This window comes from Pseudomonas quasicaspiana, assembly GCF_021147825.1.
Lineage (GTDB): Bacteria > Pseudomonadota > Gammaproteobacteria > Pseudomonadales > Pseudomonadaceae > Aquipseudomonas > Aquipseudomonas quasicaspiana.
In genome coordinates, this window is record NZ_JAGTPI010000057.1 from 14504 (window position 1) to 39191 (window position 24688).

Sequence of the window (24688 nt, forward strand, 5' to 3'; positions counted from 1 at the left end):
GAAGGAGCTCACTTTTACGTCCGGACTCCGAACCATACGAGTACACATACGTGACAGCCATCCAATTGACTGATGCTGAAGTCGCAGCGATCGCCGAGGTCGAAGCGACTTCCAATATTCTGCGCCTGATGACGCGACTGACGTCGCTGCGTTTTGCGGCCATTGCCCGGGTCACCGATCAGCGCTGGATTGCCTGCGCTGTCCACGATGAAATTCAGTTTGGCGTCACCCCTGGCGATGAGCTGGACGTCGAAGCGACCATCTGCAAGGAAATTCGTCAGCATCACGCCGCCGTGGTGATTTCAAAAGTTAGTGAGGACCCGCGCTTCGTGAACCATCCTGTGCCCAAACAGTATGGTTTCGAAAGCTATGTGTCGTTGCCGATCATCCTGGCTGACGGGGCATTTTTCGGCACACTGTGTGCCCTTGATCCGTTGCCTGCCAGGCTGGATGATCCGGATTTGATTCAGACGCTGGAAATCTTCGCCCGCTTGATCGGCGTGACGCTCGACCTGCAGACGCGAGTTGCTGCGGCAGCGTAGAAATATTTCGTAATCAATACCCGTAAACCCGTCTATCCCCGCTATACCCCCCGCAAAACACGATCTTGTGCCGGTAGCACCTGCTAACCGGCCGTCTGTCATTTGAAGCTTATTTTCTCCAGTGCTGAAACGTTTATGATGGCGTGATGTCATTTTGATGTCGCGCAAATGGATGCGCATCCAAGAGAGCAGGGCCGCCCTCATCAACCTCATCATTCCCGGACGGTTCTATGCTCACAGCGATTAACACAACACTGGCGAATATCAGTGTCAAAGCAAAACTTTCACTAGGCTTCGCTCTGGTGCTGATCCTCACGTGTTTAATCGCTTTTACCGGCTGGTCCGGTCTACAGTCGTTGACCGAGCGTGGCAACAAGGTGGCATCTATCGCCACGCTCAATGAGCAGGCGCGCGACCTGCGCATCGCCCGACTGAGCTACATGCTCAACCCGGATGCCGAACGTGCCGCTGCGGTCACCAGTTACATCACCAAGCTGGAAAACCAGACCCGCGAGATGAAAACCTTTTTTGTCACCGGTGCCAGCCTTGGCCTGATTGGCGAAGTCAGTGACTCTGTGACGGTTTACAAAACCCATTTCAACGATTTCGTTCAGGCAACCCAAAGTCGTGAAGCGGCGCGCGGCTCGATCAGCGCTCAGGTTGATACGATGATCTCTGAGCTGGAAAAAATTCAGGATCAGGCGGGTGAGGCGGACCCTCAGGCCCGGGCCATGACCGCGCAGAATCGCCTCATTCAACAGGCACGCTCTCACGCCCAGACTTACACCTACAGCACCAAGCCTGAATACCTGCAACCAGCACTCGCCGCTGTGGATGCCGCACGGAACAACCTGAAAAACCTCAATCAGGCTTCACCTCAAGCCATTCAAGGCATTGATCAGGCGTTGGTCGCCTTTCGGGCTGCGATCGGGCAGTTCAGCGAAAGCGTGACCAAGGCCCAGCAGGCGCAGATTGCCTTGACGGACGACGTGACCCGCTTGCTGGAAGCCAGCAAGAAAATGACTGCCAACCAGATCGTGCTGCGCACCAACGACGTGAATGACGCCAATATGTTTCTGGCAGGCGCAACCATCGCCGCGTTGTTGTTCGGCATCCTGGCTGCCTGGGTGATCACTCGTCTGATCGTCTCGCCGCTGATGGAAACCCTGCGCAATGCCGAGTTCGTCGCCAACGGTGACCTGAGTCATAACATGGCGGTGACTCGCAAAGACGAGTTGGGCCAGTTGCAAACCAGCATGCAGCGCATGACCGTGGGGCTGCGTGATCTGATTGGCGGTATCAGTGATGGCGTAGTGCAGATCGCCAGTGCTGCCGAGCAACTGTCGGCGGTGACTGAGCAAACCAGCGCGGGCGTTAATAGCCAGAAGGTGGAAACCGATCAGGTCGCCACGGCCATGAACGAAATGACCGCTACGGTGCAGGAAGTCGCCCGCAACGCCGAAGAAGCTTCCGAAGCCGCCATCAACGCCAGCCGCGAAGCGAAGCAGGGCGATGAAGTGGTGACCCAGGCCATGCAACAGATTGGTCGACTGGCTGAAGAAGTGAGCCAATCTACGGTTGCCATGAATGATCTGCAAACCGAAAGCGACAAGATCGGCAGCGTGCTGGACGTGATCAAGTCGGTGGCGCAGCAAACCAACCTGCTGGCTCTAAACGCTGCCATTGAAGCGGCACGTGCCGGTGAAGCCGGTCGTGGTTTTGCCGTGGTAGCCGACGAAGTCCGCAGCTTGGCGCAACGTACCCAAACCTCCACCGAAGAGATCGAAGGCCTGATCACCGGGTTGCACACCGGCACTCAGCGTGTTGCGACGATTCTGGAAAACAGCCGCTCGTTGACCGACAGCAGCGTGGAGCTGACTCAACGTGCCGCTACCTCTCTGGTGAGCATCACACGTTCGGTTTCATCCATCGAGCTGATGAATCAGCAGATCGCCGCAGCCGCCGAACAGCAAACGGCCGTGGCCGACGAAATCAACCGCAGCGTGCTCAATGTCCGGGATATTTCCGAGCAGACCTCCGCCGCCAGTGAAGAGACTGCAGCGTCCAGCGTTGAGCTGGCGCGATTGGGTGTGCACCTGCAGAGCATGGTGGGCAAGTTCAAGCTTTGATGGGCCAATCGCGGTGTCCAAGGCACCGCGAACTGACTTGTAGGAACACGCCGGTGCCCCCGACACCAGGCTGTCGCGCCGCGCCCGGAGACCTGTAGGAGCGCGCTTGGTCTGGGCCGCATCCGGACGATTGCGTCAGCACAGGCAATATATTTATCGAATGAAAGACCGAATCGTCCGGATGCGGCCCAGACCAAGCGCGCTCCTACAGGAAGTTGCTCTTGAATTCATCGGGTTGTGAGTTGTTGGATAAGAGATGCCGAAGGCTCCGATGACGTTGGCACCGTCGTCAATCGAACTATCCCCAAACGCTACGGGTCGGTAATACAACGCCATTGTCTGGCGAAGTCACCTGCCCGGAGCACTACCATGAAGCCTTATGTTATCTGCCACATGATGTCCTCCCTGGACGGCCACGCCCTGACTGATGGCTGGGAGCGGCCTTTCAAGAATGTCGCTGGCGATCTTTATGAGGAGCTGGCAAAGACGTTCCATTTCGATGCCTGGATCTGCGGCCGCGTGACCATGCAGGAAATCTCTCACGGCGACGATTACCCTCGTGGGCTGGCCAAATCCCCGGTGCCACGTACCCATCATTTCGCTGACCGCAACGCAGAAACTTACGCCATCTCCATCGATCCACACGGCAAAGTAGCCTGGAAGAGCAACCAGGCGCTGGGTTCCCATGTGGTCGAAGTGGTCAGCGAATCCGTGGAAGACGATTACCTTGCGTATCTGCAATCCATCAATGTGTCCTACATTTTTGGCGGCAAGACTGACATCGACCTGAATAAAGTTGTCGACATTCTCGCCAGCGAACTGGGCCGCAAGCGTCTGATTGTTGAAGGTGGACCCCATGTCAGCGGTTCGTTCCTGAATGCCGGGCTGGTGGACGAAGTCAGCGTTTTGCTGCTGCCTTTGATCGACGGCCGAGGCGAGCATCCAGCCTCCTTTGAGGTATCGACCGAGGCCTGGAAGCAGCCGGCTTATCTGAAACTGGTGTCGGCCGAGGTTCAGGACGAGGGCGGGGTCTGGTTGCGGTACAAGACGCAGGCTTAAAGTGGCTCTGCCTCGCAGCCACACCGATCCTGTAACACTGATCGGTGTGGCGCGAAACCTTGCTCGCGATTCGAACTCGAATGCTTTCCGCTGTAGGAGCGCGCTTGCCCGCGATTGCGTCTGGTCAGGCGATATAACTTTCGCTGACGTACCGGATCGTCAGGATGCGGCCCAGACCGCGCTCCTACAAAGACTGTGTGAAAACTACTGCAGGCTGGGCACCTTCGGTGCTACGCGCACAATACTGCGTTAAAAACAGGCGAAAAATGCTCATTTAGAACACCTAGAGTCGGACGCGACCCCGGCCGTTTTTCGCCTGTTTTTGCCTTGTCTTGCCGTCGCTCGTTACGTTTTCACACAGTCTGTACAGAACCCGGTTTGCTGAACGACAGTGCAGTGTCAGCTTTGCCTGAGGACTCCGTACAGATTTTGCATTGCCAATCAGGGGCACTTATGCGTCCCTGAATCCACTTCACAAAACCAGACAAAAGTTGTCCACGAAAAGTGGGGGTATGTCTGTGGATAACATTGCCAAAGCCATATGGGCTGCGGTTTTTGGCCAATGATCACGAAATGAACAGCCACAAAAATACTGATTTTCCCTTGATTTTCAGTTGCTTTGCGGTGCAGCGCGCTACATCGGGCCGTTCAAAGCGTCCCGATTCAGTGGATATCCTCGAATGGCAGGCCCACATAATTTTCCGCAATGCTGCGGCGGCCAGCTTCGGAGCCAACGAAGTAATCCAGCTCGGTTTGTTGCAGGCGCTGGCTGAATGAGTCGTTCTCGGGAAAGCGATGCAGCATCGAGGTCATCCACCAGGAAAACCGCTCAGCTTTCCACACCCGACGCAGACAAATTTCCGAATAACGTTGCAACAGATCGGTGCGGCCCTCGCGATACACCTTGAGCAGGATGCGATACAGCGTATTGACGTCGCTGGCCGCCAGGTTCAGACCCTTGGCCCCGGTGGGCGGTACGATATGCGCGGCGTCACCCAGCAGAAACAGCCGGCCGTATTGCATCGGTTCGACCACGAAGCTGCGCAGCGGGGCGATGCTCTTTTCAATTGATGGGCCAGTGACCAGGCGATTGGCGACATCCGCGGGCAGACGGTGCTTGAGTTCATCCCAGAACCGCTCATCCGGCCAATCCTCGATCTTCTCCCCTGCGTCCACCTGGACGTAATACCGGGTACGTGTGGGCGAGCGCATGCTGCACAGGGCAAAACCGCGTTCGTGGCGAGCGTAGATCAGCTCTTCGCTGACGGGCGGGGTGTCCGCCAGTACGCCAAGCCAGCCAAACGGATAAACCCGTTCGAATACCTCGACTGCTTCAGCAGGGATCGATTGCCGCGAGACGCCATGAAATCCGTCGCACCCGGCGATGTATTCACAATCCAGACGGATGCTCTGTCCCTCGTGCTCGAAGGTCAGATAAGGGGCATCGGTTTTCATATCATGAGGTACAACGTTGCTGGCATCGAAGAAACTGACGGCGCCCGCTGCGTCCCGCGCTTGCAGCAGGTCTCGGGTGACCTCAGTCTGGCCGTAGACCGTGACGTGCTTGCCCCCGGTCAGGCCATGCAGGTCGATACGTTCGGTGCGCCCGTCGAAAGCCAGCTGGAAACCGTCGTGGGGCAGGCCTTCGCTGTCCAGACGCTGGCTGACGCCAGCCTCGCGCAGGAGGTCGACGGTGCCTTGTTCAAGCACGCCAGCGCGGATTCGGGAGAGGATATGCTCGGGATTTTTGCGTTCGACGATGACGTTGTCGATACCGGCCTGCTGGAGCAATTGACCGAGTAAAAGGCCGGACGGCCCGCAGCCAATAATGGCGATCTGGGTTTTCATGGCAGAACCTTTTTTATATGTTGTTTTTATCTGTCCTGTATTTTTAGTGGCTGTTATCCGAAGAAGAAGGCATTATTCGCTGCATTTTCTGGACTTTTCATAACTCGTGGATGGGGGCAAACATGCGTGGTCCAGCGGCTGAAAGTGTCCCGGTCTTCAAGCTCTACGGCGAAACCACGCTCTGGCCGACTCCCGACCTGTTGCATTGCGAATCGATACCAGAGCGCAGCGAGCTCCACGGTTGGGAAATACAAACCCACTCCCACAGCGATCTTGTGCAGTTGCTTTATGTGCAATCCGGGCAGGCCACCCTGCATGTCGAAGGTGTCACCCGGCAAGTGGAAAGCACTACGTTGCAGGTGATTCCGGCGTTGAGCGTGCATCGCTTCAGTTTTGCCCCGGACATTCAGGGTTACATCCTCAGCCTGGCGCAGCCGATGGTGGAACAATTGAATGCGTCGCTGGCGTCTTTACCGTTGAACGTCGCCCACTGTTATGGCGTGAACAGTGAAGAGCGCAAGCAGCTGGATCCGTTGTTTACTGCGATCAGTGAAGAGTACGCGCAGCATAAATCCGGACGGGACCCCATGCTCCATGCGCTGATTACCATGCTGTCGATCTGGCTGGATCGGCGCAGCAGTGCGCTGTCTTCGTCCGTGATGGCTTCCCATGAAAAAGGCCGCGAGCATTTGCAGGCATTTACCCGGTTGGTGGGCGAGCAGTTCCGCCAGCACTGTTCTATCGAACACTACGCTGAACAACTGAATATCAGCGCAGCCTGGCTGAACAGTCTGTGTCGACGGCTAACCGGGCAGTCGGCTTTGCAGATCATCAATCAACGTCTTCTGCTGGAAGCCAAACGCGATCTGGTTTACACCACCCTGACTATCAATCAGATTTCGGACCGGTTGGGGTTTTCAGAGCCTGCCTACTTTTCCCGATTCTTCAAACGCTGCACGGGCCAGTCGCCCAGACAGTTTCGGGTGCAGCGGTAATAGTCGGCAGTCTTATCAAGCACACTGCAATCATTTGAACTGGAAATGCGTTTTCTGTAGGAGCTGCCGAAGGCTGCGAAGCCTTTATCCTGAGCCAGCGCCATCGCAGCCTTCGGCAGCTCCTACAGGGGCAATATTGGCCGCACCAATGGACACTCAGGCCGCTCGTTGGTATCACCATTAATGGATTCAAATGTAAGGCGACCACCGAATTGAACATCGATACCCGAATCAAATTCCGTCATCTGGTGTGTTTCCTCGAGGTGGCCAGGCAGGGCAGTCTGGCGCGGGCTTCGGATCAGTTGGCGATCAGCCAGCCAGCGCTTTCCAAAACCCTCAAGGAGCTGGAAACCCTGCTCGAAACCCAGCTGTTTCTGCGCAGTAAAAGCGGCGCAGCGCTGACCGAGGCGGGTGTGGCATTTCTGCGATTCGCCGGGCCCAGTGTGCAGTCGTTGCGCGAAGGGGTGAGCAGCCTGCGCTCCGGCGAGCATGAACCGGTGACCGCGCGACTTGGCGTCTTGTCGACTGTCGAAAGCCTGCTGGTCCCGGAAGTGGTGCGTCGGCTGCATGAGCGTCATCCAGCGCTGATCGTCAGCGTCATGACGGGCCCCAGCGCCTATCTGCTTTCGCAATTGCGGGTCGGTGAACTGGATCTGGTGGTCGGGCGCATGACCGATAGCCCGCAGATTCAGGGCCTGACCTTCGAGCACCTGTACAGCGAATCCATGACCCTTGTCGTCCGGCGCGATCACCCGTTGCTGGAGGGCAAGTTGCGCCGTGAAAGCCTGGAAAATTACCCCATGGTTCTGCCCTTGGCAGGCACAACTATTCGAAAATTTGCCGACAGCCTGTTCGTGCAATGCGGAATCAGCCCGCCACGCCAGCGGCTGGAAACCCTGTCGCTGACCTTGAGCCGCCGTTACGTGCAATGCAGCGACGCGATCTGGATCGCGCCATTCGACGCCGTTCAGCAGGATTTGCACACCGGTGAGCTGCACGAGCTGGAGCTGGGCATTCGCGAGCCCGGTGGCTCGGTAGGTATCTGCAGTAATCCGGCCCTGCCTTTGTCAAGAGCGGCGCAGTGGTGCGTCGATGTTTTGCAGGAAGTGGGCAAGGCGTATGGTCAATCCGAGCATCCATAACCATTTGGTTATGGATGTGTTTGATTTATTCAGTTCAGGTTTGGGGTAAGTCGAGAGAAACTGCGCGACATCAATAAACACTCCTCATTATAAAAACCAGGGAGAACCGCATGTCTGATGCGAGCAGCAGTCGTTTCGTCGTCCGTGACCGAAACTGGCACCCCAAAGCGTTGACCCCCGATTACAAGACCTCGATCCTGCGCTCCCCGCGACAGGCCCTTGTGAGTATTCCGCAATCGGTCTCCGAAGCCACTGGCCCGGATTTTTCCCACCTCAAATTTGGCGAGCACGACAACGACCTGTTGCTGAACTTCAACAACGGTGGTCTGCCGATTGGCGAGCGTATTATTCTGGCCGGGCGGGTGTGCGACCAATACGGCAAGCCGATTCCACACACACTGGTCGAGATCTGGCAGGCCAACGCGGGTGGCCGTTATCGCCACAAACGCGATGCTTATCTGGCGCCCATCGATCCGAACTTCGGCGGCGTGGGTCGGGCTTTGACCGATCGCGATGGCAACTACAGTTTCCGCACGGTAAAACCCGGTCCTTACCCGTGGCGCAACGGTCCCAATGACTGGCGTCCGGCGCATATTCATGTGTCAATCAGCGGTCCGTCGATTGCGACACGCTTGATCACTCAGCTGTATTTCGAAGGCGATCCGCTGATCCCGCTGTGCCCGATCGTCAAGTCGATTGCCAATCCGGATGCGGTGCAAAGTCTGATTGCCCGGCTGGACATGGGCATGGCCAATCCGATGGACAGCCTGGCTTATCGCTTTGATATCGTCCTGCGCGGTCAGCGCGCGACGCACTTCGAAAATCGCTAAGGAGCTAATGACATGCCGGTTCAATTGCTGCCTGAAACTCCTTCACAAACTGCTGGCCCGTACGTGCATATCGGCCTGGCGCTGGAGGCTGCGGGCAATCCGCCCCGGGATCTGGAAATCACTCACGAAATGGTCCTGCCCAATGCCCCGGGTGAACATATCGTCCTGCTGGGTAATGTTTTTGATGGTAACGGCCACCTGATTCGTGACGCCTTTCTGGAATTCTGGCAAGCCGACCATGAAGGTCATTACGACCCGATTTACGACCCGGAAAAACCCTTCAACGGCTTCGGTCGTACTGCCACGGGGGAAGATGGTCAGTGGCTGTTGAACACCATCAAGCCAGGCATCGTGAGTAACGCGGCTGGCGTGCCCATGGCAGCGCACATCAACGTGTCGCTGTTTGCCCGTGGCATCAATATCCATCTGCAGACCCGTTTGTATTTCGACGATGAAGCTGAAGCCAACGCCAAGGATCCGGTGCTGAACCTGATCGAACAACCGATCCGCCGCGAAACCCTGATCGCCAAACGCTGTACGGTCGACGGCAAGCTGGCGTACCGTTTTGACATCCGCGTGCAGGGTGAAGACGAAACGGTGTTTTTCGATTTTTGATCGTCCGTCCAGCCGACGCATGACCTATAGGGGCCAATGATAAGTTACTGAATAGATGCGATTTTTATGTGGGAGCGGTGCTTGCCCGCGATAAGAACACCGCGGTGTATGCTCAAGACCGCGTCGTCCTTATCGCGGGCAAGCACCGCTCCCACATAAACCGCGTCTGCTTCGCGACAGCGCGGTGTCATAGATACCAGGCCGCTCTCGCAGGAAAGGGGCGACCAGAAAGTTGTATTTAGTTTGATCAGAAACAGGGCGCTCGCAGCAGCGAGCGACCCAAATAATAATAAAAGGAACCACCATGACGCTTTCGGCTCGCGTGCCCGAGGCCGGCACACTGGATGTGCAGGCCTTTATCAATGCCCAACCCTTGTCCCGCTATCAGTGGCGAGTGGTGATTCTGTGTTTCCTGATTGTGTTCCTTGATGGTCTCGACACGGCCGCCATGGGCTTTATTGCTCCGGCGTTGAGTGTGGAGTGGGGCATTGATCGCGCCAGCCTTGGCCCGGTGATGAGTGCCGCGCTGATCGGTATGGTCTTCGGCGCGCTGGGGTCCGGTCCACTGGCTGACCGTTTCGGGCGTAAGGTCGTGCTGGTCGTGGCCGTGTTTCTGTTCGGTCTGTTCAGCCTGCTGTCGGCCTACAGCAGCAACATTGATCAACTGCTGATCCTGCGTCTGCTCACCGGTCTAGGCCTTGGCGCTGCGATGCCCAACGCCACGACACTGCTCTCGGAATACACCCCGGAGCGTCTCAAATCATTGCTGGTGACCAGCATGTTCTGCGGCTTCAACCTCGGCATGGCCTGCGGCGGATTTGTTTCCGCCAAACTGATTCCCGCCATGGGTTGGCACAGCCTGTTGATGCTTGGCGGGATTTTGCCGCTGATCCTCACGGTTGTGCTGATGATCTGGCTGCCGGAGTCGGCGCGCTTTCTGGTGGTACGCAACCTCGGTGTGGATCGCATTCGCAAGGTGCTGGCACCGATCTCCCGTCAGGAGGTCAACGCCGCCAAAGACTTCAGCGTGCCGGAACAGAAAACCGTGCGCAGCCGTAACGTCTTGAAGGTCATATTTTCCGGCACCTACAGCGCCGGGACCTTATTGCTGTGGCTGACCTATTTCATGGGGCTGGTCATCGTTTATCTGCTGACCAGCTGGCTGCCAACCCTGATGCGCGACAGCGGCGCGAGCATGGAACAATCCGCCTTCATCGGGGCTCTGTTTCAATTTGGCGGCGTGTTAAGCGCGGTCGGCGTGGGTTGGGCCATGGACAAGTACAACCCGCACAAAGTGATTGGCTGTGCCTATTTTCTGGCGGGCGTGTTCGCCTGGCTGGTGGGGCAGAGCCTGGGTAACGTTGCAGTGTTGGCGACCCTGGTGCTGCTGGCCGGTATGTGTATCAACGGCGCGCAATCGGCGATGCCTTCGCTGGCCGCACGGTTCTATCCTACCCAAGGGCGTGCCACGGGCGTTTCGTGGATGCTGGGCATCGGCCGTTTTGGCGCGATTCTCGGCGCATGGGCGGGTGCCACGTTGTTGGGCCTGGGCTGGAATTTCGAGCAGGTACTGACCGCGCTGGTGGTGCCTGCGGCACTGGCGGCCATTGCGGTGCTGATCAAGGGCTGGGTCAGCCATTCGGATGCCACATGAATTCTGGAGTCATGTTTTGAACAGATCGAGTCAGCAACTTTTCGACGCGTACTTCAAACAGCCGCAGATGAGCGAAATCTTCTCTGACCATGGTCGGCTGCAAGGCATGCTCGACTTTGAAGCGGCGCTGGCCCGCGCCGAGGCTAGCACGGGGTTGATTCCCGCTGAAGTAGTCGAAGACATTCAGGCCAACTGCCGCGCCGAGCTGTTCGACTTTGCCGAGTTGGCGGTTGCGATTGGCAATGCCGGTAATTCGGCAATCCCGCTGGTCAAGGCGCTGGGCAAGAAGATCGCGGCACGTAATCCTGCGGCTGAACGCTATGTCCACATGGGCGCTACCAGCCAGGATGTGATGGACAGCGGACTGGTGCTGCAACTGCGCGCAGCCATCGTGTTGCTGGAGCGGGATCTGGCCGAGCTGGCCGAATCTCTGGCCCGACAGGCCCAGCGCTACGCGGTGACGCCACTGGCCGGACGTACCTGGTTACAGCAGGCGACTCCGGTCACTCTCGGCATGAAAATCGCCGGTTGGCTGGGTGCGATAACCCGTCATCGTCAGCGCTTGCAGGAGCTCAAACCACGGCTGTTAAGCCTGCAGTTTGGTGGCGCGTCCGGCACCTTGGCGGCACTGGGCGCGCAAGCATTGCCCGTCGCTGAAGCACTGGCCCGTGAACTGCAACTGACTTTGCCGGAGCAGCCGTGGCACACCCAGCGCGACCGGCTGGTGGAGTTCGCCAGTTGGCTGGGTCTGATCGCCGGTAGCCTGGGCAAGATGGGCCGGGATATCAGTCTGTTGATGCAGACCGAAGTGGGCGAAGTCTTCGAACCGGCGGCAGCGGGCAAGGGCGGTTCATCGACCATGCCCCACAAGCGTAATCCGGTCGGTGCGGCGGTGATGATCAGCGCTTCAGTGCGTGCGCCGGGGCTGGTCGCAACGATGTTCGCGGCCATGCCTCAGGAGCACGAGCGCAGCCTCGGTCTGTGGCACGCCGAGTGGGAAACCCTGCCTGAACTGTGTTGCCTGGTGTCGGGATCGTTGCAACAGGCTTTGCAGGTAATTCCAGCGCTGGAAGTCAACGCGGAGCAGATGCTCACTAATCTTGATTCCACCCGAGGCCTGGTGCTTGCCGAGGCGGTCAGTATTGCGCTGGCCCAGCGCATCGGTCGCGATGCTGCGCATCATCTGATCGAGCAAAGCTGCCGCCAGGCCGTGCAGCAGGGCCTGCATCTGCGTGAAGTGCTTGGCGCAGATCCACAGGTCAGTGCCGAGCTGTCAGCCGCAGAGCTGGACCATCTGCTTGATCCCGCCAACTATCTGGGCCTTGCGCAGCAGTGGGTGGAGAGGGCGGTGGCTTTGGCCAAGATTTAACTCGACCCGTGGGAGCAGAGCTTGCTCTGGGCGGCATTCCGACGATAAGAGCAACACAACTCTCAAGCAGAATCGCGTCAGCCTTATCGCGAGCAAGCTCTGCTCCCACAGGAACCAGATTCAATCTTCAATTTTCAGGAGCCCTCTATGCCCTTCATCCAACTCCCCGACGGCGATCTGCATTACCAACTCGATGGCCCGCAAGGCGCGCCGGTTTTGCTGTTGTCCAACTCGCTGGGCACTAATCTGAGCATGTGGGATTCGCAAATGCCGGTGTTCACCGAGCATTTCCAGGTGCTGCGCTATGACACGCGCGGGCATGGTCAATCGCTGGTGACCGAAGGGCCTTACAGCATCGAGCAGAATGGTCGCGATGTATTGGCTCTGCTGGACGCCTTGCAACTGCCGAGCGTGTTGTTCTGCGGGCTGTCCATGGGCGGTCTGATTGGCCAGTGGCTGGCGATCAATGCCCCGCAGCGTGTGCAACGGCTGGTGGTGTGTAACACCGCCGCGAAAATCGGCACCCCTGATGTCTGGAACCCTCGTATCGAGACCGTTCTTCGTGACGGCAAAGCCGCCATGCAAGCCCTGCGCGAAGCGTCAATTGCGCGCTGGTTCACCCCGGGGTTTGCCAAAGCCGAGCCGCAGCGGGTGGAGCCGGTGGTGGACATGCTGGCCCAGACCTCACCTCAGGGCTATGCCGCCAACTGCGCAGCGGTACGCGACGCGGACTTCCGTGAACAGATCAGCGCAATCACGCTGCCGGTGCTGGTGGTCTGCGGCACCCAGGACGCGGTCACCACACCTGCCGACGGACGTTTTCTGACCGAGCACATCGCCGGTGCCGAATACGCCGAATTTCATGCTGCGCATCTTTCCAGCATCGAAGCGGGAAGTGAATTTGGTGAGCGCGTCGTGACCTTCTTGAAAGCCTGAACCCGGAGTTTCCAATGGACGAAAAACAACGTTACGAAGCCGGCATGCAAGTGCGCCGTGCTGTGTTGGGCGATGCCCACGTGGACAACAGCCTGAAGAAACTCACGCCGTTCAATGAAGAGTTTCAGGAGATGATCACCCGCCACGCCTGGGGCGACATCTGGACTCGCCCCGGTCTGCCGCGTCACACCCGAAGCCTGGTGACGATCGCCATGCTGATCGGCATGAACCGCGAAGGCGAACTGCGCCTGCACCTGAAGGCTGCGAAGCACAATGGTGTGACTCGAGAAGAGATCAAGGAAGTGCTGATGCAGAGCGCAATCTACTGCGGTATTCCGGCGGCCAACGCTACGTTCCATCTGGCGGAAGAGGTCTGGGACGAAATGGGTGTCGAGTCGCTGGAAAAGTAAGGATGGTCGCTCAATGCTGCAAGCTGCAATTCGCAGGTAGTGCATTGAGTCAGCAGTAAATAACGTAGGTAAGGAAGTTGAGGCCGCTTAATGACTGATGAGTCGGGCGGCTTTTTTTTGCGATATCACTCAAGTTTGTTATGCCTTTTCAGTATGAGTGCTGTAACGGTTTATTAACCTCCGTTGTCCTGAGGTTCACTTTTAATCTCATGCTTATTGGATCCATGTTTGAACCCAAGGCGGGCGATTGGACAGTGGCGCCGCGTGTATGCCTCGGCGGGCCTGACCGTGACGTTAATGGAAAAGTTCCAAAAAATATTATCGTGTCCATTGAAAATAACGATTATCAAGCGCCGCGGAATGACGTAAGTTACGCTCAATTCATCATTAATGGCACATAGCCACCCCACTGATCGGATGATGGTGATGTTTTATTAAGGAAGTTTCAGTCAGGGCCGACAACGAAACAATAAGAACCCGATGATCGCTCCCTTTTCGAGACCCGCCCATGTCCACTCCTTCCGCAAACTCGTCTGTCGACTCTGCCATCGATCTGAACTCTTTGATGAATGCCATCAATCATTCCCAGGCAATGATCGAGTTTGATCTGGAAGGCAACATCCTGCAGGCCAACGCCAATTTTCTCGACAGGGTGGGCTATCGTCTCGAAGAAGTGCAGGGCCGCCATCACCGTATGTTCTGTACTCCGGAATACGCTTCCAGCCCCGAATATGCCGAGTTCTGGCGATCGCTGGCGACCGGGAAATTTGATCAGGGGCAATACAAAAGGCTGGGTAAGGGCGGCAAGGAAATCTGGCTTCAGGCGACTTATAACCCGATTCTCAATCAGGCTGGCGAGCCATTCAAAGTGGTGAAGTTTGCCACGGATATTACCGATCAGCGCATGCGCAACGCGGAATACGAAGGCAAAGTCGAAGCTATTCAGCGTTCTCAAGGCGTGATCGAGTTTGATCTGAATGGTCGGGTGCTTGCAGCCAATGAGAACTTCCTGAAGGTGCTCGGCTACCGTCTGGACGAAGTGCTGGGCCAGCACCATCGCATGTTCTGCGATGACCAATACCTCAACAGCCCGGCCTATCGGGCCTTCTGGGCCAAGCTTGAGCGCGGTGAATACGATTCAGGCGAGTACATGCGGCTGGGCAAGGGCGGGCGTGAAGTCTGGATCAGTGCCACCTACAACCCTATTTTTGACCCCGATGGTCGTCCTTACAAGGTCGTGAAGTTTGCCAACGATGTGACTGAAGTGCGGGCCCGCAATGCTGAGTTCGTCGGCAAGGTCACTGCCATCGAGCGTTCTCAGGCAGTTATCGAATTTGACCTGACTGGCAAAGTCCTGTCTGCGAACCCTAACTTCCTCGCCGTGTTTGGTTATGAGCTGGACGAAGTGATCGGCCAGCCGCACCGGATGTTCTGCACCGAAGAGTTTGGTTCCAGCATGGGCTATCGCGAGTTCTGGGAAAAACTTGGTCGCGGCGAATACGACACCAATGAATATCGACGCAAGCGCAAAGACGGCAAGGAGATCTGGATTCAGGCCACTTACAACCCGATTCTCAACTCCCATGGCCAGCCTTACAAAGTGGTCAAGTTCGCGCTGGATGTCACCGAAATAAAAGAAAGCAGCGCTGAGCGCCAGGGCAAGGTCAATGCGATTGATCGCGCGCAAGCGGTGATCGAGTTCGATATGGCGGGCAATATCCTTGATGCTAACGCCAACTTCCTCAAGTCGCTGGGTTACAGCCTGCAAGAGCTGCGTGGTCAGCACCACCGGATTTTCTGCGAGGCAGAGTATGTGCGCAGCACGGCCTATCGCGAGTTCTGGCATGACTTGTCTCAAGGGCAGTTTTTCTCCGGACGTTTCATGCGCTTGAGCAAGTTCGGCCAGCACATCTGGATTCAGGCGACTTACAACCCGGTGTTCGACAGCGATGGCAAGCCTTATAAAGTGGTGAAGTTCGCCACGGACATCACTCAACAGGTCGAACTGGAAGAAGCCATCGAAGCTAAAACCCGAGCCATGGACGCTTCAGTGCAAAACCTGATGAGCGCCATTTCCTATGTGGCGCAGAGCACTGATCAGGCCACTGACCTGGCCAGACTGACCCGTGAACAGGCCAGTCAGGGCTCGGAAACGCTGGTCCGGGCAGCCGAAGCCATGACCATGATTGGCAAGTCTGCTGAAGACATTCAGGACATCATTCAGGTCATCAGTGAAATCGCCAGCCAGACCAACATGCTCGCGTTCAACGCAGCCATCGAAGCCGCAAGGGCCGGTGAGCATGGCTTGGGCTTCTCGGTGGTGGCTGATGAGGTGCGCAAGCTGGCCGAGAAGTCCTCCCAGGCCACCAAGGAAATCAACAAACTGATTCTAGAAACCGTCAGCCGGATAAAATCCGGCAGCGAGATTTCCCTGAGTGCAGGCAGTGCGTTCGAGCAGATCGTCAAAGGCGTCAACGAGACCACCGTGGCCATCGACAGCATCAATGCCGCAACCGCCAAGCAAATGGATTCAGCAGGCCAGGTAGAAACGCTGATTTTCGAACTGCACCAGACCAAGGTTGGCAATGAGCAAGGTGCTGTGAATGTCAGTGCCCGAGCCAGCAAACCTTCCGGGCTGCCTGCATGAACACGCTGCGCGCCTACGGCGTGGTGCAGATAAACGGTGCGTTTCTGGGCATCGAAGCCACCTCGTTGATGGAAGCCGTTCACTGGCCGACCAATCTGCAGCGCCATCCGGTGACGCGCGGTGTGTTGGCTGGGGTTTTTACCTTGCGTGGCAGACCGGTTCCGCTTGTGGATCTGCGATCTTTGCTCAGCGACGACAGGGCAGAGCAAACGCCAACTCCGCTGGTCGCCATCCTCAAGTACAACGGCGGCTTGTTGGGCGTCGCCATTGATGCCGTCTGCGACATCGTCAAGGCCGCCGACTCTCAGCTCTGTCCGTTGGGGCCGGGCGGCCAGGGCAGCGGGCTGATACCCACGCTGATCATGGCTGGTGATGACAGTCGCTTGATCTACATGCTGGACCTGGCGTTTCTCGCCAGCTTGCCCGGCGTGCTGTTTGCCGCAGATACGGCGGCAGGGCCGATCAGTCGCGATACGTTGCAAGCGAAAAGCCAGTTGCGGCATTACCTGGTGTTTGAGTGTGACGGGCAGCATTTCAGCATTGATGCCAGCGTGGTCACTGAGTTGGTGGACAAGCCGCAGGTCGCGCCGACCGATTTCGGGAATGGCTATTGCCTGGGCGTCACCGTGATTCGTGATACTAAAATTCCGGTCCTGAGTTTGTCTCAGGTATTGGGTTTTGACTGCAGTAAAGTGCAGGTCAAGAGCCAGCTTCTGTTGCTGACGGCCACCGACGGCAGGGTGTCTGGGTTTGGCTACGATCGTATGGTCGCCATTGAACGTCGGGACCCGCAAAGCCTGCTGCCGATGCCCGTCTATGGCTTGCGGGAGCCAGAGTTGTTGGCCGGTGTGATGAACCTCGGTGACGGATTGCAGGCTGTCCTGATCAATCATCAGTCTCTGCTGGAGCGATCCGGAGTCAAGAACTACGCCGAGCTTTACCAGACCCAGCCGCAGTCATCAGAGAGTCGTGCCAGCAAGGCGAAAGCGGTCATGCGTCAGGCCTGCCTGTTGTTCAAGTCGCCGACCCAGTTCGTCGCGCCACTCAGTCAGGTGTTGGAAATCCTCTCGATACCCACGCAAATGATTGGCCTTGCCCAGCCGGAAAATCACTTGTTGGGGCAGTTCAATCTGCGGGGCGAGCAGCTTCCACTGGTGTGCCTGAGCAGCTTGATCGAATCGTCGCCACAACCCCACACGCCGCTGTCGCGGGTGTTGGTGGTCAGGGGAGAGACGTTGACGTTTGGCTTCGCAGTGTCTCAGGTTGAAGCCATTGACTCGTTCAACCAGTTTGACCCGACGATGCTCGCTCAGGGCTGGCAGACCAATGCGGGCAAGGTGGTGTCGGTCAATGACCGGGCACGTTCGCTGGTGAGCATTGGCAGTGGTGCAAACAGTTGGCGCGCCACGCTAATGGACCTGCAGGGCATCGCCCGGCAACTGGAGGCAAGGTTACTGCAACCTGCCAGTGCCGTTGCCTGACACGCTGTTTATCCGCCGGTGGTGATCGACAACGCTGCCAATGCACCGATCAATGCCGGTGGCATGACCAGAATTCCCAGCCGCAGAAAGCCCATCGCCGTGACGTTTTCGCCTTCGCGGCGGATGGCGATCAGCCAGAGCAGGGTTGCCAGCGATCCGGTGATCGACAGGTTGGGACCCAGGTCCACGCCGATGACCAGCGCACTGGTGGTTTCGGTGGGTAGATGAGCGATATGTCCGACCGAACCCGCAATCAAACCGGCCGGCAGATTGTTGATCAGGTTGCTGGCAATCGCCACGATCACGCCAGCTGTCCACGTCGCCTGAGTGGCCGAATCGTCGGCCAGTGATTTCAGCGCGTGGGCCAGATGATCGATAACCCCGGTCAGTGCCAAGCCCTCTACCAGCACGAACAAACCCGCCACCAGTGGCAATACACTCCAGGAAACCGCCTTGAGCACCGGCAGCGGGTTAAGCCGTTGACGCAGGTGGATCAATGCAGCGGTAGCGATACCTGCACAGAACGTCGGTAGCCCAAGTTGCATATCGAGCGCCGATGCACTCAGCAATACGATCCCCGTCAGCAAGATCCCGAACGCTGTCAGACGTGCACCGCTGGACAGCGGTTGCAGCGTGATGTCTGTTTCCAGAGGTTTGCGCAGATGGCTGCGTTGCGTGAGGCGCAGCACGAGATAGGTCATGCCGATGGCGGCAATCGAAGGCAGGCTGAAATGCCAGAGCCAGGTTCCTAGTGGTGGCATGTTGTTGCCGAATATCACCAGGTTGGCCGGGTTTGAAATCGGCAGGACAAAACTGGCCGCGTTGGCGATAAAGGCGCAGATAAACAGATAGGGCAGTGGCTCGGCCTTGGCAGCGCGGGCTGCCGCGTAAACGGCGGGCGTCAGGACAACCGCAGTTGCGTCGTTGGACAGGAACACCGTGACCAGGGTGCCGACCAGAAACACCAGATCAAACAGGCGTTGCCCTGAGCCTTTTGCATGTTTTGCGGCAAGCATGGCCAGCCAGTCGAACAGACCTTGTTGCCGGGCCAGTTCGGCCAGAACCATCATGCCGATCAGAAACAGGTAGACATCGCCACCTTCCGCCACCGCACCCAGCGCCTTGTGCAGCGGGATAAACCCCAACGCTGTGAGCAGCACCGCGGCCCCCAACGCCCAGACAAATTCCGGCACCCGCCAAGGTCGCATGATGACGCCACAAGTGGCTAAAGCGACGACAATCCAGATAACCGTTGCGGGGTCGAATGCGGGCATTTGCGGTACTCAATAGGCAGGCAAATGTCAGACCGGTGACGACGTGGACAAGTTCGTCCAGTGGCGCAGAATCAGGTGCTTGTGAGCCTTTATCGGTTTTCTGTTGGATCGACTTTGTGATTTTCCATCCGCACCCATGCTGTAATTTGTGTAGGCCCTAACAGTTGAGCATGCGTGTCGAGTGCTTGTGATCGAAGTCGACTCTCGAAGGTATCGAGATCTTCTGTTTCAGGCGTTGCCAGGCCCATACGAATCAGATGTGGATAAACCGCTTTCACGCCTTCACTTGCCCAGCGGTACATCAATGAATCTTTACCGCCCCCGATAGGGCGCTCACAACTCAGCTCCGGGTATGGCAAACCGGCTTCGAAGAAAGACTCCACCATGTTTGCTGCGATATCGTGGTGCGAAGCACGTGCGCGTATCGCCGCAACGATCCAGTCTCCCGCACGACTCCACATGGCAATGGCAGGGTGTGACTCGATCAATGGGTCCACTAACAAAATTTCGTGCAGCGCCAGAACACCTCCCGGCTTGACCAGGCTGGCAGCCTTGCGCAAGAAAGCCACGGGGTCAGATTGATGCACCATGACATAACGTCCAATGACGCAGTCAAACAGGCATGGACTTGAAAAGTCCTTGATGTCACAGACCTCAAACCTGACCTGCTGCAAGCCTGCCTCCAACACACGGTAACGCGCCAACTCCACGGCTTGCTCACTGAGGTCTATGCCCAACACATTCCCGTTAACGCCCACATACTCCGCGGCCAGCATGGCAACATCACCGGCACCGCTTCCTAGATCAAGAACCTGCATACTTGTTGCCAGACCCACGTCCGACAACAGCCGAGCCGTTATAGGCCTTAGTACCGTCGCCTGAAAGGTCAGCCTTTCCAGCTCTTCGGGTGAGCTTCCAAATACATAAGTATTCATTTCACTGTCTCACGCGGTTTAGAAGTATCAAACAGAGGTTCGAATCTGTTCCAGCTTTCGCTGCTGCGACCTCACAAGTTTCATCATCAATCGCAAGTCTTGATCTTCCAGCTTTAGTGCCGCCTCGACCCAGTGAGTCGTGACCACCATTAGTTCTTGATAAGTGACTGGTGATACAGCGCGACGGGCATTGTAAAAAGCCGTCAATCCGTTTTTTCGTTTCTGCGTTTTTTTTATATATTCAGCCAGTGCATTCACGCCTTCTCCCTCAGGGACAACAACATCGATTACACCTCTTTCAAGGCAAGCCCTGGCGGAATAAATATCCCCTGACACAATCATCTGCTTTGCCAGGTCCGGGCCTATGCGCCTCGACAATATGCTGTAAGCACCCATCCCGGGGAAAAGATTAAAGCCTATTTCCGGCAAGCCAAATTTTGCCTGCTCCTCGGCAATGATTATGTCGCTGGCCAGGGCTGCTTCGAACCCGCCGCCCAACGCTGCGCCTTGTACCAACGAAACCGTAACCAATCGGGGAGAGTGGTAGTTACTTAGCCTTGAGAACATGATGTCAATGCACTGGGTTGCATAGTCCATTAATTCTGCCCGGTTACCCTTTTTTATGAGATCAACAAACAATGCCAAATCTCCGCCCAGGCTAAAAAAGCCAGGCATGCGCGAGGCCCACACATAAAAATCAACCGGGCGATCGCTGCCCGCGCATATCACCTCCTGCGCATCAATTGCCAGTTCTCGGTCGTGTTCTATAATTTCTGCCATCAGTGGACGTGTAAAGCTGGCGCTTTTTTTATCGACAAACAGTCCCCATAGGATCTTGAGTTCATGGTCATATTCAACGGCGTAATGCGTGATGTCTTTACTATCAAGGCGCGCTTCATTAATGTCCATGCGAACTAAGCTCCAGGCACTTTAATGCAATAACTTATTATCCCTGTGAGAGGCTTAACCACGCATCAGTCATTCCAGTTATAGCAAGATACTGACAAGAGTCGCTGTGGTAACTGACAGTTGACTAGAACGTTTTCAAATAATACCGCGCACTTTTCGGACTTAACGACAGTGCTTTGTTTTCTGGTGAGTCCGGTTTTTGGCCCTGGCACGGTGATAGCGGGCCTGACTGTAGCCGGTCATGCTGGCGCAAACCCTGTTTGAGACTCTTTGTTGGCCTGCAAGCGTTGATCCCGGTGGGAGCGAATTCATTCGCGAGGCGGCCTGTGGAGTGGTGCTTGCCTGCGATACATGAGACACGGCCAGAAGACGCGCCGCGTCATTGTTTAACGCGAGCAAGCCCCCCCACAGGTTTTCACATCAAGCAGCCGTATCGAGATACTTGCCGACCGGCTTGCTGCCACTGGTGTCGTAACGCTCGGTCAGTGCCGCGACCATCCGGCCCAAAGCCTCGGAAGCTTTGTTTTCGGCGGTGGTGCTGCCGTTTGAGGTGGCGCTAATGGCGCTGGTGAGTTCATCGGCGCTGATGCTGCCGTCGCCATCAGTGTCCAGCGAGCTGAACAACTGCTCGCTGGCTTGCTGTGTCGAGGCCGTTGGAGCAGGGGGCTGTTGCGGTTGCAGGCTTGCGGTCAGTTCGTCGAGGCTGACCGTGCCGTCCTTGTTGGTGTCCAGTGCATCAAACACCTGAGCACTGTCGGCGGTGCTGCCCGTGCTGCCCGTGCTGCCCGTGCTGCCCGTGCTGCTCAAGCCTGCGGTCAATTCGTCACTGTTGATTGCGCCGTCGCCGTCGGTGTCCAGCGCGCTGAGCAGGTCTTCGGCAATATCGGTCGCAGGCTGGCCGCTTGGTGGAGGCGGCGGGGTGAGGGCTGCCAGTTCGTCGGCGTCGAGGCTGTCATCCTCGTTGGCGTCCAGGCTGCTGAACGCTTCACTCAGCGTGACGGTAATGCCGTCTTTGCTGTCAGACGACGAGTTTGCAGCGCTCAGCTCGTCTTTGCTCACACTGCCGTCGCCATCGGTGTCCAGTTTAGCCAGCAATTGCTCCTGGAATTTCTTGCTCGCAGCGGTACTCGCGCTGGAGCTGGTGTAGCTCGAATAGCTGTTATTACTAACGCCACTGATCATCAGGCTGACTCCCTCAGGTTGATTGATCCGGTGACGGTGCACCGGCTTGTCAAGCCTCTAGATGGCAGGTGTCGAGGGTATGTGGGTTGTGTATCGGCGTCGTTACGTGTCCGTTCAGAAGCGCGGCAAGAACAGCACTGCTGTCAGACCGCCACCGGGCGTTTCGGCCAGTGACAGATCGCCGCCCATGCGCCGGGCGGCGTCGCGGGCGATGGTCATGCCCATGCCGACGCCACCGGAGTTGCGATTGCGCGACCCCTCCAGACGATAGAAGGGTTCAAACACGGCTTCATGGTGCTCGGCGCTGATCCCGGGGCCGTGATCAATCACCCTGATGCGTACGTGTTGCGGGTCATCAATAATCTCGACCCGCGCCTGACCGGCATAGCGCAGAGCGTTGTCGATCAGGTTATTGATGCAAGACCGCAGCGCCATGGGCTGAGTCCTCAACGGCAGGCACTGCCCGCTGGATTGCACATCATCGCCATAGTCCTGAGCGTTTTCAGCGAGGGATTCGATCAAGGCCTGCAGATCGAACAACTGAACGATTTCACTGGTGCGTTGCTCATTCAGATACATCAGCGTGGCATCGAGCATGCCGATCATGTCGTTCAGATCCTGAGTCATCTGCCCGTGCAGTCTGGGCTCGTCGATTTGCTCGACCCGCAATTTCAGGCGCGAGAGCGGCGTGCGCAAGTCATGGGAGACTGCCGCAAGCATGCGCCCGCGCTGTTGCACCTGCTCGCGGATGCGTTGCTGCATCAGATTGAATGTCTGCGCGGCCTGCCGCGCTTCCAGCGGACCTTTGACTTCCATGGGCGGGCTGTCGAGGTTTTCGCTGAGCCTTTCGGCGGCGTTGCTCAAGTGCTGGATCGGTCTGCTCAACGCCTTGGCGCCGTACCAGGCAGCGATCACCAGGGTAATCAGCTGGAAGATCAGCGGCACGACAGGGCCACGGAAAAACGGTGGTCTGTGGCCAGGCGGCGGACCGTCCTCCGGACGCTGAAAAGCACGCCCCTCGATCTGCTGCCCTGACTCGGACATGGGTGGAGGCGGTGGTGGTGGAAACCCGTAAAACCTGAACCACATGAACGCCAGCAGATGCGCGAGCAAAATAGCAATCAACGCCCCCCCGAACAGGCGGGCGAAGAGGGTGTCAGCGGAGCGGATCAACCAATATCCCTTGCGTCAAACAGGTAACCCTCACCGCGAACGGTCTTGATCAACTGTGGGTTTTTCGGGTCATCCCCGAGCTTCTGCCGCAGACGCGAGACCAGCAGGTCAATGCTGCGATCAAAGGCCTCTATGGAGCGTCCGCGAGCGGCATCAAGCAGTTGCTCGCGGCTCAACACTCGACGCGGGCGTTCGAGGAACACCCGCAACAGGCGGAACTCCGCGTTGGACAGTGGCACCACCAGACCATCCGCGGCGATCAACTGACGCAGCACGCTGTTGAGGCGCCAGGCATCGAAACGTACCGTGGAGCGCTCATCGTTGCGGTCGTCGCGTACACGGCGCAACACCGTCTGGATGCGGGCGACCAGTTCACGAGGTTCGAAAGGTTTGGCCATGTAATCGTCGGCACCCAGTTCCAGACCAATGATCCGGTCAGTGGGTTCGCAGCGGGCGGTGAGCATCAGAATCGGGATGTCCGAGGTGCTGCGCAGCCAGCGGCACAGAGAAAGGCCGTCTTCGCCGGGCAGCATCAAATCGAGGACGATGACGTCGAAGTTTTCTTCTTCCAGCGCCTTACGCATTTCAGTGCCGTCGGTTACGCCTCGGCACTGGATGTTGAAGCGCGCAAGGTAGTCGCAGAGCAGTTCGCGAATCGGTACGTCGTCATCGACGATCAGGGCGCGGGTGTTCCAGCGCGGGTCGCTGCTTTGTGGGGTTTCAGCTGAAGTTTCGGTTGATTGCATGATGCGACCACTGCCTGGTGATGCCGCCATCACTGGCCGCTATTGAAGATCAACGCTGCCCGCCATGCTACTTCGCCGACGGGCGCGGCGAAAGGGTGGCGTGAGGGGGTGTCGGGGGCGTGTCTGGAATGTATCGGGGGTGATACAAAGCGTGCCACTTAACCGGCTGTATATCTTTTCTCAAAGGAGGACTCACGGTCTGCTCGCGATTTGATAGGCGACCTAAAGCCAGTGGAACCGGATTCATCCGGGAAGGCGGTGTTCCTGGGGATAAAGATGCTGTGAATGTCCCGGCGCCTTCGCGAATGAATTCGCTCCCACGGGTTTTACGCCAGCCTCGAGTGTATCGCGATCCAGTGGGACTGGATTCATCCGGGAAGGCGGTGTTCCTGGGGATAAAGATGCTGTGAATATCCCGGCCCCTTCGCGAATGAATTCGCTCCCACGGGTTTACGCCAGCCTCAAGTCTACCGCGATCCAGTGGGACCGGATTCATCCGGGAAGGCGGTATTCCTGGGGATAAAGATGCTGTGAATATCCCGGCCCCTTCGCGAATGAATTCGCTCCCACGGGTTTTACGCCAGCCTCGAGTGTATCGCGATCCAGTGGGACCGGATTCATCCGGGAAGGCGGTGTTCCTGGGGATAAAGATGCTGTGAATATCCCGGCCCCTTCGCGAATGAATTCGCTCCCACGGGTTTTACGCCAGTCTTGAGTGTATCGCGATCCAGTGGGACCGGATTCATCCGGGAAGGCGGTGTTCCTGGGGATAAAGATGCTGTGAATATCCCGGCCCCTTCGCGAATGAATTC

19 protein-coding genes and 2 pseudogenes are annotated in these 24688 nt (G+C 57.3%); 14 read left to right on the forward strand and 7 right to left on the reverse strand.

Features of this window, described 5'->3' with window-relative positions:
• Positions 1 to 50: 50 nt before the first annotated feature.
• From KDX30_RS24000 to KDX30_RS24010, 3 genes are all read left to right on the forward strand, one after another.
• Positions 51 to 542 (forward strand): GAF domain-containing protein, encoded by a 492-nt coding sequence (locus KDX30_RS24000; RefSeq protein WP_231667092.1) that lies wholly within the window; start codon positions 51 to 53, stop codon positions 540 to 542.
• Between the two features lie 230 nt (positions 543 to 772).
• Positions 773 to 2671 carry a HAMP domain-containing methyl-accepting chemotaxis protein gene (locus tag KDX30_RS24005; RefSeq protein ID WP_231667093.1) on the forward strand — a complete coding sequence of 633 codons (1899 nt, stop codon included), beginning with the start codon at positions 773 to 775 and terminating at the stop codon, positions 2669 to 2671.
• A gap of 369 nt (positions 2672 to 3040) precedes the next feature.
• Positions 3041 to 3730: a dihydrofolate reductase family protein gene (locus tag KDX30_RS24010; RefSeq protein WP_231677676.1), complete on the forward strand. Its 690-nt coding sequence runs from the start codon at positions 3041 to 3043 to the stop codon at positions 3728 to 3730.
• Between the two features lie 663 nt (positions 3731 to 4393).
• On the opposite strand, the gene pobA is transcribed toward KDX30_RS24010, so the two are convergent.
• Positions 4394 to 5578: a 4-hydroxybenzoate 3-monooxygenase gene (pobA, locus tag KDX30_RS24015; RefSeq protein WP_231677677.1), complete on the reverse strand. Its 1185-nt coding sequence runs from the start codon at positions 5576 to 5578 to the stop codon at positions 4394 to 4396.
• Positions 5579 to 5700: 122 nt separating this feature from the next.
• Here pobA and KDX30_RS24020 point away from each other — a divergent pair, with 122 nt between their 5' ends.
• The 11 genes and pseudogenes from KDX30_RS24020 to KDX30_RS24065 all read left to right on the forward strand — a co-directional run bounded on the left by KDX30_RS24020 (position 5701) and on the right by KDX30_RS24065 (position 17657).
• Positions 5701 to 6573, forward strand: a complete 873-nt coding sequence (locus KDX30_RS24020) for a helix-turn-helix domain-containing protein (RefSeq protein WP_231677678.1) — start codon at positions 5701 to 5703, stop codon at positions 6571 to 6573.
• 212 nt (positions 6574 to 6785) lie between these two features.
• Positions 6786 to 7715, forward strand: a complete 930-nt coding sequence (gene pcaQ / locus KDX30_RS24025) for a pca operon transcription factor PcaQ (RefSeq protein WP_231677679.1) — start codon at positions 6786 to 6788, stop codon at positions 7713 to 7715.
• Between the two features lie 110 nt (positions 7716 to 7825).
• Complete coding sequence (pcaH, locus tag KDX30_RS24030; protein WP_027898127.1) at positions 7826 to 8545, forward strand: protocatechuate 3,4-dioxygenase subunit beta; 720 nt, start codon at positions 7826 to 7828, stop codon at positions 8543 to 8545.
• A 12-nt stretch (positions 8546 to 8557) separates the two neighbouring features.
• Positions 8558 to 9160: a protocatechuate 3,4-dioxygenase subunit alpha gene (gene pcaG, locus KDX30_RS24035; RefSeq protein WP_231677680.1), complete on the forward strand. Its 603-nt coding sequence runs from the start codon at positions 8558 to 8560 to the stop codon at positions 9158 to 9160.
• A 304-nt stretch (positions 9161 to 9464) separates the two neighbouring features.
• Positions 9465 to 10814, forward strand: a complete 1350-nt coding sequence (locus KDX30_RS24040; protein WP_027900851.1) for an MFS transporter — start codon at positions 9465 to 9467, stop codon at positions 10812 to 10814.
• 16 nt (positions 10815 to 10830) lie between these two features.
• Positions 10831 to 12183, forward strand: a complete 1353-nt coding sequence (locus KDX30_RS24045; RefSeq protein ID WP_231677681.1) for a 3-carboxy-cis,cis-muconate cycloisomerase — start codon at positions 10831 to 10833, stop codon at positions 12181 to 12183.
• 147 nt (positions 12184 to 12330) lie between these two features.
• Complete coding sequence (pcaD, locus tag KDX30_RS24050) at positions 12331 to 13119, forward strand: 3-oxoadipate enol-lactonase (protein WP_099270781.1); 789 nt, start codon at positions 12331 to 12333, stop codon at positions 13117 to 13119.
• Positions 13120 to 13133: 14 nt separating this feature from the next.
• On the forward strand, positions 13134 to 13529 hold the full coding sequence (gene pcaC / locus KDX30_RS24055; RefSeq protein ID WP_027900854.1) for a 4-carboxymuconolactone decarboxylase: 396 nt from the start codon (positions 13134 to 13136) through the stop codon (positions 13527 to 13529).
• Between the two features lie 565 nt (positions 13530 to 14094).
• A pseudogene (locus KDX30_RS24060) lies at positions 14095 to 15534 on the forward strand (PAS domain-containing protein); the annotation flags it as partial.
• Positions 15535 to 15693: 159 nt separating this feature from the next.
• Positions 15694 to 16176, forward strand: a pseudogene (locus KDX30_RS29915) (methyl-accepting chemotaxis protein); the annotation flags it as partial.
• Positions 16173 to 17657: a chemotaxis protein CheW gene (locus KDX30_RS24065; protein WP_231667099.1), complete on the forward strand. Its 1485-nt coding sequence runs from the start codon at positions 16173 to 16175 to the stop codon at positions 17655 to 17657. The pseudogene KDX30_RS29915 and the gene KDX30_RS24065, both read left to right, overlap by 4 nt.
• An 8-nt stretch (positions 17658 to 17665) precedes the next feature.
• Here KDX30_RS24065 and KDX30_RS24070 read toward each other — a convergent pair whose 3' ends face one another.
• The 6 genes from KDX30_RS24070 to KDX30_RS24095 all read right to left on the reverse strand — a co-directional run bounded on the left by KDX30_RS24070 (position 17666) and on the right by KDX30_RS24095 (position 23876).
• On the reverse strand, positions 17666 to 18931 hold the full coding sequence (locus KDX30_RS24070; protein WP_231677683.1) for an arsenic transporter: 1266 nt from the start codon (positions 18929 to 18931) through the stop codon (positions 17666 to 17668).
• A gap of 89 nt (positions 18932 to 19020) precedes the next feature.
• Positions 19021 to 19866 (reverse strand): SAM-dependent methyltransferase, encoded by an 846-nt coding sequence (locus KDX30_RS24075; protein WP_099270786.1) that lies wholly within the window; start codon positions 19864 to 19866, stop codon positions 19021 to 19023.
• 27 nt (positions 19867 to 19893) lie between these two features.
• Complete coding sequence (locus KDX30_RS24080; RefSeq protein WP_231677684.1) at positions 19894 to 20775, reverse strand: crotonase/enoyl-CoA hydratase family protein; 882 nt, start codon at positions 20773 to 20775, stop codon at positions 19894 to 19896.
• A 420-nt stretch (positions 20776 to 21195) separates the two neighbouring features.
• Positions 21196 to 21957: a XopAW family type III secretion system calcium-binding effector gene (gene xopAW / locus KDX30_RS24085; protein ID WP_231677685.1), complete on the reverse strand. Its 762-nt coding sequence runs from the start codon at positions 21955 to 21957 to the stop codon at positions 21196 to 21198.
• Positions 21958 to 22071: 114 nt separating this feature from the next.
• The gene (locus KDX30_RS24090) at positions 22072 to 23130 is read right to left on the reverse strand and encodes a sensor histidine kinase (RefSeq protein ID WP_231677686.1); all 1059 of its coding nucleotides are present in this window, start codon (positions 23128 to 23130) and stop codon (positions 22072 to 22074) included.
• The gene (locus KDX30_RS24095; protein WP_099270865.1) at positions 23127 to 23876 is read right to left on the reverse strand and encodes a response regulator; all 750 of its coding nucleotides are present in this window, start codon (positions 23874 to 23876) and stop codon (positions 23127 to 23129) included. Before KDX30_RS24095 ends, KDX30_RS24090 begins: the two co-directional genes overlap by 4 nt.
• Positions 23877 to 24688 lie beyond the last annotated feature (812 nt).

What these genes read in the sequence shown, in the direction of transcription:
- KDX30_RS24005 (WP_231667093.1), top strand. Translation starts at nt 773, where the DNA reads ATGCTCACAGCGATTAACACAACACTGGCGAATATCAGTGTCAAAGCA.
- KDX30_RS24010 (WP_231677676.1), top strand. Translation starts at nt 3,041, where the DNA reads ATGAAGCCTTATGTTATCTGCCACATGATGTCCTCCCTGGACGGCCAC.
- pobA (WP_231677677.1), bottom strand. Translation starts at nt 5,578, where the DNA reads ATGAAAACCCAGATCGCCATTATTGGCTGCGGGCCGTCCGGCCTTTTA.
- KDX30_RS24020 (WP_231677678.1), top strand. Translation starts at nt 5,701, where the DNA reads ATGCGTGGTCCAGCGGCTGAAAGTGTCCCGGTCTTCAAGCTCTACGGC.
- pcaH (WP_027898127.1), top strand. Translation starts at nt 7,826, where the DNA reads ATGTCTGATGCGAGCAGCAGTCGTTTCGTCGTCCGTGACCGAAACTGG.
- pcaG (WP_231677680.1), top strand. Translation starts at nt 8,558, where the DNA reads ATGCCGGTTCAATTGCTGCCTGAAACTCCTTCACAAACTGCTGGCCCG.
- KDX30_RS24040 (WP_027900851.1), top strand. Translation starts at nt 9,465, where the DNA reads ATGACGCTTTCGGCTCGCGTGCCCGAGGCCGGCACACTGGATGTGCAG.
- pcaD (WP_099270781.1), top strand. Translation starts at nt 12,331, where the DNA reads ATGCCCTTCATCCAACTCCCCGACGGCGATCTGCATTACCAACTCGAT.
- pcaC (WP_027900854.1), top strand. Translation starts at nt 13,134, where the DNA reads ATGGACGAAAAACAACGTTACGAAGCCGGCATGCAAGTGCGCCGTGCT.
- KDX30_RS24065 (WP_231667099.1), top strand. Translation starts at nt 16,173, where the DNA reads ATGAACACGCTGCGCGCCTACGGCGTGGTGCAGATAAACGGTGCGTTT.
- KDX30_RS24070 (WP_231677683.1), bottom strand. Translation starts at nt 18,931, where the DNA reads ATGCCCGCATTCGACCCCGCAACGGTTATCTGGATTGTCGTCGCTTTA.
- KDX30_RS24075 (WP_099270786.1), bottom strand. Translation starts at nt 19,866, where the DNA reads ATGAATACTTATGTATTTGGAAGCTCACCCGAAGAGCTGGAAAGGCTG.
- KDX30_RS24080 (WP_231677684.1), bottom strand. Translation starts at nt 20,775, where the DNA reads ATGGACATTAATGAAGCGCGCCTTGATAGTAAAGACATCACGCATTAC.
- xopAW (WP_231677685.1), bottom strand. Translation starts at nt 21,957, where the DNA reads ATGATCAGTGGCGTTAGTAATAACAGCTATTCGAGCTACACCAGCTCC.
- KDX30_RS24095 (WP_099270865.1), bottom strand. Translation starts at nt 23,876, where the DNA reads ATGCAATCAACCGAAACTTCAGCTGAAACCCCACAAAGCAGCGACCCG.